Source organism: Candidatus Borkfalkia ceftriaxoniphila (genome assembly GCF_004134775.1).
In the GTDB taxonomy this organism is placed as follows: domain Bacteria; phylum Bacillota; class Clostridia; order Christensenellales; family Borkfalkiaceae; genus Borkfalkia; species Borkfalkia ceftriaxoniphila.
In genome coordinates this window covers 1,171,379-1,183,124 of sequence record NZ_SDOZ01000002.1, presented here as the reverse complement: position 1 = coordinate 1,183,124, position 11,746 = coordinate 1,171,379, and the positions used below count along the sequence as shown (strand labels likewise).

At 53.1% G+C, this 11,746-nt stretch carries 7 protein-coding genes; 1 reads left to right on the top strand and 6 read right to left on the bottom strand.

Going from position 1 to position 11,746, the window contains the following annotated elements; all coding sequences use genetic code 11:
• Nucleotides 1–5 precede the first annotated feature (5 nt).
• From ESZ91_RS05435 to ESZ91_RS05415, 5 genes are read right to left on the bottom strand one after another with little or no spacing between them, the layout of a single operon-like run.
• On the bottom strand, nt 6–2,432 hold the full coding sequence (locus ESZ91_RS05435; RefSeq protein ID WP_129224898.1) for a hypothetical protein: 2,427 nt from the start codon (nt 2,430–2,432) through the stop codon (nt 6–8).
• A 13-nt stretch (nt 2,433–2,445) separates the two neighbouring features.
• A complete protein-coding gene (locus ESZ91_RS05430; RefSeq protein WP_129224896.1) occupies nt 2,446–4,533 on the bottom strand; it encodes a hypothetical protein in 2,088 nt (695 codons plus the stop codon).
• Nucleotides 4,534–4,576: 43 nt separating this feature from the next.
• Nucleotides 4,577–5,524, bottom strand: coding sequence for a carbohydrate ABC transporter permease (locus tag ESZ91_RS05425; RefSeq protein WP_129224894.1), 948 nt, complete (start codon nt 5,522–5,524; stop codon nt 4,577–4,579).
• 14 nt (nt 5,525–5,538) lie between these two features.
• Nucleotides 5,539–6,987 (bottom strand): ABC transporter substrate-binding protein, encoded by a 1,449-nt coding sequence (locus ESZ91_RS05420; protein WP_129224892.1) that lies wholly within the window; start codon nt 6,985–6,987, stop codon nt 5,539–5,541.
• 4 nt (nt 6,988–6,991) lie between these two features.
• Complete coding sequence (locus ESZ91_RS05415; protein ID WP_129224890.1) at nt 6,992–9,214, bottom strand: glycoside hydrolase family 3 C-terminal domain-containing protein; 2,223 nt, start codon at nt 9,212–9,214, stop codon at nt 6,992–6,994.
• Between the two features lie 261 nt (nt 9,215–9,475).
• Between ESZ91_RS05415 and ESZ91_RS05410 the strand changes: the two genes are divergently transcribed.
• Nucleotides 9,476–10,492 carry a uroporphyrinogen decarboxylase family protein gene (locus ESZ91_RS05410; protein WP_161971066.1) on the top strand — a complete coding sequence of 339 codons (1,017 nt, stop codon included), beginning with the start codon at nt 9,476–9,478 and terminating at the stop codon, nt 10,490–10,492.
• A 48-nt stretch (nt 10,493–10,540) separates the two neighbouring features.
• Here the strand turns inward: ESZ91_RS05410 and ESZ91_RS05405 are convergent, their stop codons facing one another.
• Complete coding sequence (locus ESZ91_RS05405) at nt 10,541–11,743, bottom strand: RtcB family protein (RefSeq protein WP_129224886.1); 1,203 nt, start codon at nt 11,741–11,743, stop codon at nt 10,541–10,543.
• Nucleotides 11,744–11,746: the final 3 nt, after the last annotated feature.

Sequence of the window (11,746 nt, the reverse complement as noted above, 5' to 3'; positions counted from 1 at the left end):
TTCCGTCAAATTTTCTTTTTCTTACGAAAGCACAGCACTGCCGCGGCAAGCACTACGGCGGTCCCGCCCGCAATACTGAACCCTACTGCCGTACCTGCGCATCCCTTTTTCTTCGGATCTTCGTCGCCGGGTTTTTCGCCCGGGTCTTCGCCGGGATTTTCACCGGGATCGGAGGGCTTGGAAGGATCCGTATTCGGATTATCGACGCCCGCCATGTTGACGAACTGCACGTCGTCGATCGTAATCCTGCTGCCCTCGGGTACGGTAACGCCTATGCTTCCCACGAGGCGGATGCCTTCCAACGTGCACAGAGCCGTTTCCAGCGTTTCCTCCGACTCGTCCTCGATCATGCCGTAGAGCATCGCTTTATCGGAAGCGAGTTCCAGACGCAGCGTAACTTTTTTGCCCGCGAGCGCCGCTTCGACAAAGTTTTTACCGACAGCGATCTCCCTCGAACCTTCGGGAGTGATAAATTCAACGCTCGTTTTGTCCGTAAACCGAAGGGCGTACCCGACGCCGTCCTGCCCGAAGATCAGATCGAAGGAGGAAGAACCCGCCTTCATCGACGTGACGTCGAACGTGAAATAGCAGATCTCGGAGAACCCTTTCGTGCGGAAAGTTCCGCCTGCAATGATCAATGCGCCGTCCTTGACCGCAACGCCTTTCTCCGTGATCGCCCACAGATCGCCGTTGAAATACCCTTTGTCGAAATTGGCTTCGGCGTTGGGTTGGGTGGAATGATTCTTTATATAAACTTTAACGCTATCCTGCAAAATGATCTCTTCGTTCACGGTCACCGCGAATTCGGCGGTATAGATACCCTGCGCGGTAAACTTGAACGTACCGTCCGCCTGCGCCGCGATCGCATTGCCTGCGGCATCCTTTACGATAACGGAGAGTTCGCCGCCCTCCGGCATATCGTCCACCGTCGGCGTCAGATGGAACGTTTCGTCGAGGTATCCCTCGCGTTTGAGCGCCGCAAAGTTGAACACGGGTTTCGCTTCCTGCACGTTTTTGACGCGCAGTACGGCGCCGCCGTTTTCGACGTTGGTTTTGAGCGCGTCGCCTCCCGTACGGATATACGAATCGGTCAGAACTTTGGAAAAATCATCCTGAAACAAAGTAACGCCGTCTTTATCCGCTATTTTCAGGTTATACAGGACGACGTCCTGATTTGCGGCGGGCGCGCGGAATGCAAATCCGAAGTAGCCGCCGTCCGTCATTTCCTTGGAGTAAAGATTTTCCTGCGTGAGGATCAGAATGTCCTGCAACGACTCCTGCGCGGTCATGCCCGTATACGAATCCGCGCCTTCGATGCTGGAAACGTACACGTTGAGCGTACCGGAAGCGGAAATATTCATGCGCAGGCGGATACGGTCGACGAATTTCAGACCGCCCTCCACGCCGGTATTTTCGTTATAATTGCCGTTGTCCGCAGCGTTCGCATCATACGGTAAAACGATTGCGGAACTGGACATCTGCATAACGTGCGTATTATAAAAATTGCTGTTTGTTTTATCCGTGAATACGCCGAAAAAGAACGTCGCTTCGTTCCGATTCATCTTCATATCGAGCGTGATCTCCGCGCCGCCCTGTACTTTGGTGTCGGCATAGACCATCACGTCGCCCATCGTCATCTTAGAATTGACGGAAAGCGAACTCTCTTCGACGATTTCGGGAACGGCGAGAGCGCCCGCTTCGATCGCCGCGTCGATGCCTTCGCTGCGCACATAGGCTTCCGTCGTGTATTTCAGAAAACCGTTATCCGTAAAGATCTGGTTGCCCGCGCCGTCGCGCACTTCGAGGGAGTACAATTTGTACGCGTCGTTTGCTCCCGCACGGAGCGCTAAGCCCGCGTAGATCTGCTCGTCGGAAGCGAGAGCGCTGTAATACCCCGCCTGTGTCGTTATGAGCGTTTCCGTTGTGATTTGCGCGTTGTCGCCCACGTATGTAGAAGGATCTTCCGTGCTGCGCGCGTAAACGTTCACGTCGCCGTTCGATTTGATCTCGAAACGGTACATTACCCTATTGTAATAGTACGTGTTCCAATAATCCTCCATATATTTGCCGTTATCCACAGGCGTCGCGGCGTCGCTGAAGAAAGTTTTGATCTCCTGCGAGCCCATCATAAAGGACTTATGCGCATAGGGAGCACTGTCCGTTTTATCTGCAAATAAGCCGAAAAACATCACCGAATCCGTGTACTGCCCCATTTCCGCCTCGACATAGAGGTTTAAGCCGTTTGCCAGAGTGAGCGGGGTATTGACATACGACATTTTATCCGCCGCACTGCTGCCCGCAATACTCTTATTGACCGTTATATACGATTCAGGCGCGCTCTCTTCCGCGGCAAAGGTTCCCGTGAAGCAAATGCCGAAGAGCAGCGCGAGCGACAAAATAGATGTTATGATCCAATTGTATTTCTTTTTCATCTCTTTTTCCTCTTTAAGCCAGCAGGGAAGCATCGCCTGTGACCCGCTTGGATTCCTCTACTTCACCCTCCGCAATGAACGAACGGTTCGGATCGAGGTTGGTGATCGAAAAATTCGAAACCGCGAAATTGCCGTTGTAATTGCAGCAGATGCCGATATAGCCGAACGTGTTGATATCCTCGACGACCGCGCGCGGAACGGAGAGCATGCTTTCGGGTTCGTCCGCATATTTGAAATAAAGAGTTACGGTGCGGTTCACGGCAACAAGGCGGACGTTTATACGCTCGTGACCCGTTTCGCTGTTCATATCCTGGAAAAAGTTATACGAACTTTCGATCATGGAAGACGCCGTATTGAACTGCACCCCGGAAAGCCCCTCGATATTCATAACGCCCACGATACCCGTATCATGATTCTCATTGCGCGGAGCGAAAGTGATCGTCGGTGCCTGGGCATATCCGTCGGTGTAACGATTTTTGGCAAACGTGATGCCGATCCAACTGCAGCCGCCCGCCCCTTGCGTAATGTCATACAGATCGAAGTTCAATACGAAATCTGCATACTGATGCTTGGTCGAAAAATTTGCGTTGGGGTCAGCGTTGATGAAAGAGATTTCGTCGTAACGGGTCTTCATTGCGCTGCCGCCGATATACCAGTTTTCGCCGTTCAGATAGGTAATGCCGTCTTTATCCTTGATTGTGAAATCGATAGCTTGGCTCTGAGAGCCGCTCGAAACATACGAGTAGACGTTCAAAGTAACGTTGTCGACCTCAAATGTCGAATCGCTGCCCGTCGAAACAAACGCGATGCTGCCGTCGACGGAGGTGAATCCGTTCAGCGTCACCGCAAAAGCGTTGTTGCAATACACGTCCGCCGTACCGTTCGTTTTGACGCGGAACGTAAATAAATTAGCGCCGGAAAGTTCTTCCCCGAAAGCATAGCGGCTGTCCCCGACGGAGAGCACGCTCTTGCCGTCCACCGTTTTCAGGTTGACGACCGTCTGAGAAGAAGCGTTTTTGCCGACGATGAGATTCATGCCGTCCGCGCCGACGGAGAACATATGCAACTGATAGGAAAGATCGAATGCGGAGATCAGCCTGTCGTCCGACTGCACTCGATACTTCGATTCGATGGAAGCGCCGTTGGCGACGCGCGCCTTGCCGAGCGGGCCGGTAAAATACGATCCTTCCAGCCTTAGATCGGCGGACTGCCACATACGAAACTCTTTTTGGGGATCTGCTTGCGAAGCCCCTTCCATGAAGTCGATGCAATCGCCTTTTAGATCGCCCTTCGGGGTATAGAGCACGTCGCCGCTCGCCCCATCGGTGACCTTGATACCCGACACCGTAACGGTGCCCGTGCTTAAACTTCCGAATCCGAAATATCCCGCCAAAGAGAGATTATCGATCGTGCCGACCTTTTCGCCGTAAGCGGGTTCGCCGCTCTCGGGCATGGGCGCGATAAAGATATCCGCACTGTTTTCGGGGAAATCGCCCGTGGCCGAAGCGGTCTTCTTGATGTGCGTGACGACTTTGACGGCATACATCGTTCCGTCGCTCGTCATCGCCTTGTCGCCTTCAAGCGCGATCGTAACATTGCCTTCTTTGGGCTGCGTACCGAATCCGTTGTAGTTGTTGATCGAACTGTCCGTAAAGACGAGTACGTTGCCCGGCTGCCCGATTATCGTGGTAAAATTCTGGTCGGGGCTGTCCAACCCGATATACAGGCCGAACCAGTCGCTCGGGTTACAATCTCTCGAAATCGTCATTTCGAGGATATAATCCTCGGTAAGCGGCGTCCCCTTGCCGTCGGACGCGGCGGAGTTGTTCAGCCCCATCCAGTTGCAGGCAGGCGAAAACTGACCGTTTACCATCTGGATCGCGCCGCCGTAATCCTTGACGGCCGCGTCCGTTGCAGAAGACGCCGTCCAGTTGTCCGTGTTCAGCACCGACGAATTGAAATCGTCGCTGAACGCGGATTCCTTGGTGCGGGCGGCATCGCCGACATATCCGTTCGGGATCGACAGGAACAGGCTGCACAAAAGCAGCAGCGACAATAAAACCGTACCGATCAAACCGAACCTGGTTTTGCTTTGTTTCATATTTTCCTCCTTGTGATTTATTCTTTCTAAATATCTATCAAACTTAAAAATCGACGTCCGGCGTGATTTTTTCCATGAACCATTTAATGAACAGGACGAAAGGCACGCCTAAGATCGAGAAGAAGAGGCCGAGCGCCGCCGCGCTTTCGGTATCGCCGCCCTGCATCAACTGCATCACGCGCAGGGCGATCGTACCCGTACTGCCGTTTACGCCGCCCGTTTCGCCGCACAAAAGCATCGGCTGCAAATAGTATCCGAATATGCTCATAGAGCCGATAATGAACAGCGTCGTGATCGTAGGCATACACAGGGGCAGGACCATCTGCACCATCTCTCTCCAAAGCCCCACGCCGTCCAGTTTCGCCGCTTCGAATATTTCCTGCGGTATGCGCTTGATCGCCCCGTTGATGAGCACGGCGTTATAGCCGAGCCCCGCCCAGATGCCGAACAGAAACACCAGCGGCATCGCCGTCGGTGAAAGCGAAGAGAACCAGTCTACGTCCACGCCGAACAGTTTGCTCAATGCCGAATCCACGGGCCCGAAATCCACGTCGAACATAAAACGGAAAGACATGGCGAGGACGACGACGGACAATATGGACGGGAGAAAGAAGATCACGCGATACGCGCTCGTTCCCGCAAGTTGTTTGGAAAGCAAAAATGCGATCATAAACGAAAGCGGCAAAATAATGAAATTCTGCACGGGGAAGCATAACAGCGAGTTGCGCAGGTTGTTCTGAATGGCGATATCCTCGCCCATGAACATATCGCGGAACAAAATCGCGAAACGTTCGAACCCGAACCACTCGTACTGCGCCGTCTGCGAATTAAAGTGAAAAAACGTCAGACGGAACGTGTCGAAATTGACGTAAAGCCAGAACACGCAAAAATGCGCGAGCGGATAGGCGAGCATCAGACATATGAATATCGTTGCGCCCCAATCTCTTTTGCGTTTCTTTTGCTTCATCATCTCCAAAGCGGTGCTTTCCATATCTGTTTTCCCTATTAAGAAAGTTTCTCCCAAGTCGACCACTGTTTTTTGGCATATTCATACATATCGTTGACGATCCATTCGGGCGTTACCTTCGTTTCCGTCATCAGATTGCCGAACACGTTGTCGCCGTACTTGGGCCATTCGCTGACGTTTGCATACACGTATAACGGACTGTTTGAAACTCTGTACATCAAAGTGCTGTTTTCGAACAGTTCAAAGCAACTCTGCGCAAATTCGCTCGTCCCCTCGATCGTGGAAGGTTTATAATTGAACGCGCGCGGCACGCCCGTGATTTTCGTAAAGCGCTCTACCCACTCGGGTCTGTTCATGTAAGCCAAAAACGCTTTCGCCGCGTCTACGTTCTTTGCGTTTTTGGGAATGCAGGCAAAATCTCCCGCCGAAGTATTCAAAATCTGTTCGTCCGACTTTGCGCCCTCGATTATGGGCGTAGCCATCATCTTCATGCGGAAACCGGGTTTCGTGAACTCTCCCACTTCCGTCTCGATCCAAGAACCGGTCGGAGTCATCGCCGCCTTGCCCGCTACGAACTGCGTCTGCGCGGACATATGATCTCTTCCCATCGGCTTGTCTACGCTGTTGATGATCGATCCGTCGTCGGGATCGACGATCAAATCCTGCCACAGGCGAAGCGCATTCGTTCTGCCGGGATCGTTGAACACTTCGGGGGACTCGAATTGATAGAAATTCTCCCACGTATCCACGCCCGAAGACTGCGCCCACCACGTGAGCACGGGAAAACTCCAATACCCCATTTCCTGGCCGCCCCAACTGAAGGGCGCGATGCCCTTTGCAACGAGTTTTTGGCAAAGATCCTTCAACTGCGCTTCCGTCTTGGGAGGCTGATCGTATCCTACGCTTTCCAAAATATCGACATTGTACACGATACCCGTGCACGGAGACGTCCACGGCATGACGTAATAATGTTCGTCATCTCCGCGTTTGGGCGCCATTTTGCCGTAATCCACGAAATCGGAAGTCATGATGTCTTTCAGCGTCAGATCGGTCTTTGCACCGCTTTCCGCATATACGCCGGTATTGCCGACGTCGTATTTCGACGTGATCTTGATATCGTTGACATCATAACTGAACGTGCCATCGAACAGATCGTCCATATCGGCGAGCCAGCCCTTTTGCACGTATTCGTGCCAGTTCGTGTACAAAATGAACATCAGATCGGGCAGATCGCGGTTGGATTCCAACAGCGTTTTCGCATTTTCCGTCGCTTTCGCATCCGCCGTAAGTTCGACCTTGATCTTCGTCGCCTCCTCGAATTCCGCAGCGAGTTCTTCCAGCCATTCGCTGCCCGTGCCGCCTTTATAATATGTAATCTTCAAGGTGCCGTTTATTCCCGCGTCGGAATATTCGCGGCAGCCGGCAAACAGAGTACATACGCCCAGACACGCAGCCAATGCTACCATCAATAATCTCTTTACCTTCATTGATTTAATTCCTCCTACCTAATTTATTGATCAACCGAAGCATCATCTCTTCGGTAAATTTCCCGCCGGTCAGATCGTACAGCGCGCGGAGAGGCATATTCCGCATCACGTTGTCGAACATCGGATTTCCGATCGCCTTACCGTTTTCGATGCGCACGTCCGCATTGAACGTGCCCATGATCGCAAGACAGAGATACGGTTTCAGTTCCTCGTCCACGATCCTGCGTCCCTCCGCCGTGCGGAGCAACTCGCCCACGATGCTGTTTCGATCGTAATGCAGCGGATCCCCTTCCACATCCAGTTCGCCGCCGATGATTTCCGTTTCGCAGTCGGAACAGAATGCAAATCTGTATTTTCCGCCGTATAAGCGGAACGAATGCTGCGAAACGTCATAATTTTTCAGCCGTTCGAGGGGCAGGCTGTATTGCAGACGCCGCATTTCCCCCGCTCGCAGGAAAACTTTATCGAATAACTTTAATTCCCGCACGGGCCTTGCGATCTCCTCATCATTGCACGAAGCGTACAGTTGGACGACCTCCGCCCCGTCGCGCGCGCCCGTATTTTTCAGGGTGACGGAGATAGATATTTCTTTCTCGCCGCCGATGATTTCAAGCCCTTCGTACGCAAACTTCGTATAGCCGAGCCCGTATCCGAAAGGATACGCGGGACGAATGCCTTTGGCCGTATAATAGCGGTAACCGACGAATATGCCCTCCCCGTAATACGCGGTGTTCCCGCGATTTCCGAAATACGGAGCCGCCGAACAGTGCCGCAGATCGGCGGGAAAAGTCTCCGCAAGACGCCCCGACGGGCTTTTTTCGCCGCTGACGAGTTTCGCGACGGCGCTGCCGACGCCCGACCCCATCATGTAACATTCGAAAATACCCTTTACCCGATCCCTCCAGGAAACGTCGACCGCGCTCCCGCTCATCAGAAGCACGGCAACATTCGGGTTGATCTTTGCGATCGCCTCGATCGCTTCGATCTGTTCGGAAGGAAGCGCAAGCGACGCGCGGTCGTACCCTTCCGACTCGTACGCGGCGGGCAAGCCGCAGAACAGCAGGCATACGTCGCAGGTATCGGCGGCCCGCAGGCTCTCTTCGAAATCTGCGCTCTTGCCGTTTTCGCCGAATGTTTCGCAATAGAAAACGTCGTTGTAAATATGTTTCAATTCATCTAAGGGCGAGACGGGCATTTCGTGCTCGACGTGCGCGCTTCCGCCTCCCTGCAAGAGAGGCTCTTTCGCGAAAAAGCCGAACACTCCGATCTTTTTATTCTTCGGGACGGGAAAAATCCCGTCGTTTTTCAAAAGCACGGCGCAATCCGCCGCCAACTCGCACAGCAAGGCTTTCCGCTCCGCAAGCGTATATACTCTGCTCTTTTTCCTGCGCATCGCGCACAGGCGCAGTACGGAATCGATCAGATCCGCGCAGGCCCTGTCGAGTTGACGCATCGCAAGTTCTCCGCTCTCCACGGCGCAAACGAGTTTTTCCGAATCCGCGGGATTGGAAGGCATTTCCAGATCCATTCTCGCCCTGACGGATGCGACGATATCGTTGACGGCGCCCCAGTCGGAAAGGACAAACCCTTTGAACCCCCATTCCTTGCGGAGGATATCTACAAGCAGATCTTTGTTTTCGCTTGCATACACGCCGTTGATCTTATTATAAGAAGACATCATGGACACGGGCGAGGCTTTTTCGACGACTGTGCGGAAGGGCGACAGATACATTTCGTGCATCGTACGTTCGTCCGCGACCGAATCGACGCTCATGCGCCGTGTTTCCTGATTGTTCATGGCAAAATGCTTTACGCAGCACCCGACGTGCTCCTGCGCGCCCAGCACGAACGCCGCCGCCATTTCGCCGGAAAGATGCGGGTCCTCCGAATAGTATTCGAAGTTACGCCCGCACAGAGGCGACCTTTTCAGATTCATCGCCGGGCCGAGGATCAAATCGAGCCCTGCGTTTTTAAATTCGCTGCCCAGCAGTTCGCCCGCGCGCCGCGCCGTGTCCACGCTGAAAGACGACGCCAGCGCGCACGCGGAAGGGATCACGTCGGTGTCGCACCCCGGCATGCGTATCCCGTTCGGACTGTCGGACATTTTCACGGAGGGCAGGCCAACTTCTTCGATCTCCAGAGTGCTCCAGCAATCCTTGCCCGTCAGGATAGCGGCTTTTTGCCGCAAAGAGAGTTTCGATAAGATCTCACGCGTTTTTTTCAGCATTTTTCATCCTCGTTTTCTCATTCTGTGTCCCTATTGTAATATAATTTATCCCGGAGTTAAAGCACAAAAAATATACAAGTTTGCGCCGTAAATCCCGACAAAACAGGCAATTTCAAGTTTAAAAAATATACAAATTTCCGCGGCATGAAAATAAATTGCTCTCTTTTTGAACTTGCTTTTTGCCGCTTTTTGATTTATAATCGAAAAAACGAGGCGTACGGGGACAATTTTACGATAGCGCCCGTACTAAAAAGGAGTAACATGACCGCCCGCGAACGCTGTTTACAAGTTTTTGAAGGCAAAACAGTCGACAGATTGCCGAATTTCAACATTATCATGGGCTTTTCCGCAGCCTATTGCGGCAAAACGTACCGTCAATACGTTTCCGATCACCGCGTACTCTGCGAATGCGACCTGCGGTGCGCGGAAGATTTTCGGCTGGATATCCTTTCCGCCATTTCCGACCCGATGCGCGAAGCGGAAAGTTTCGGCGCCGAGGTTCTGTTGCCCGAGGACGGCGTACCCTACAGCCCCGCGCCTTTGATCGCGGACCTTTCCCAAATCAGACGACTGAAAGCCGCAGCCCCCGAAAACAGCCCCAGAACGCTCGACCGACTGAAATCTGTGGAATACTTCAAAACGATCGGGAAAGACTATTGCATCGGCGGTTGGGTCGAAGGCGCCTTCGCAGAATGCTGCGATCTGCGCGGCATCGACCGCTTTCTCATGGATATCGCCTTGGAAGAACCGGACTTTATCCACGAATTTTTGGAAAAAACCTGCGAACAGGCCATCCGTTTCGCACTGCTCCAGATCCAGGCGGGCGCGGATATCATCGGGATCGGCGACGCCGCCGCCTCGCTGATCTCTCCCGCCATGTTCGAAGAATTCGCCTTCCCCTATCAAAAGAGGATCGTCGAAGCAGTACATCGGGCGGGCGCGCGTACCAAATTGCATATCTGCGGCAATACGAGCGCGGTACTGCCGCAGATGATCGAAACGGGCAGCGATATCCTCGATTTAGACTGGATGGTCGATATCGGAAGCGCAAAACGCCTTTTGCAGGACAAGACGACGATCCTGTGCGGAAATTACGACCCCGTAGCGGTGCTCTTGCAGGGATCGCCCGAAAAGATCGCGCGCAAAGTAAACGAATGCGCCGACGCCGTCGGAAGTTACTACTTATCTTCGGCAGGCTGCGAAGTTCCGCGCGATACGCCCGCGGAAAATCTGCTCGCCGTTGCGGACGCGCTCGCAGCAAGGACGCCAAACGCATAAAAAAAAAGATATCCGAAATTTCGGATATCTTTTTTCTTTTACTTTTTATTATTCCGACGCTTTAAAATTGTAAACGGGGACGATACGGCAGACGACATCGACCGAGGGACCGATCTGCGCGAGGATAGAATCCATGCTCTTGTACGCCATGGGGGATTCGTCCAAGGTATCTACGGCAATGCAGGAAGAATAAACGCCCTGCATTTCGCGGCGGTATTCCTCCATGGATAGCGTTTCATTTGCCTTTTTGCGGCTCATGACGCGGCCCGCGCCGTGCGGCGCGGAACAGTTCCATTCGGGATTCCCCTTGCCGATACAGATAAAACTGCCGTCCCGCATATTGACGGGAAGCAGAAGTTTTTCCCCTTTCTTTGCGGAAACCGAGCCCTTGCGCAAAATCATTTCTTCCGTATCCACGTAATTATGAACGGTCGAAAATTCCTCTTCCGCCGTCAGCCCCATGCCGCGCAGAATGACTTGCGTCATGGCTTTGCGGTTTATGTCCGCAAACTTTTGCACGATGCGCATATCGTAAATATAATTTTCGAACAGTTTGCCCTCGACGTACACCAGTTCTTTGGGAATTTCGCTTTCCCTCTGTTTTTTGAGCGCGCCGACGGCGGTCTGTATTTCTTCGAAACGCCCCTCGCTTTTGAGCCGCTCGATCGTTTTGTCTATCTGATATTGCGCGCGGTCCTGCAAAGCGCGCAATCCCTGCTCCTGATAATAATCGCACACTTCAACGCCCAGATGACGGCTGCCCGAATGTACGACGAGATACAGATCCCCGTTTTCGGCGCGGTCTATCTCGATAAAATGATTTCCGCCGCCCAACGTGCCGACGCTCTTTTCCGCGCGTTCCAGTCCGACGCGCGACGCGCAGCGAAGTTCGTTCAAATCGACGTTTTCGGTGAAAGCGTGCGGCGTTTTGCGGATATTTCGCCCGCAGGGGATATTTTTGCGGATGAGCGCGTCCAACTTTTCGAAATCGATGTTCTTTTCCGCCAGTTTCACCGTTTCCATACCGCAGCCGATATCCACGCCTACCATGGCGGGAACGATTTTATCGCGTATCGTCATCGTCGTGCCGATGGTGCATCCTTTGCCCGCGTGTACGTCGGGCATGATGCGTATTTTGCAGTTTGCGAACGCCTGCATATCGCAGACCGCGCGGATCTGCCGCGCCGCCGCGTCTTCCAACTCGTCGCAGAAACAAACGGCGGCGTTACAGAGACCTTGTATTTCGATCATTTT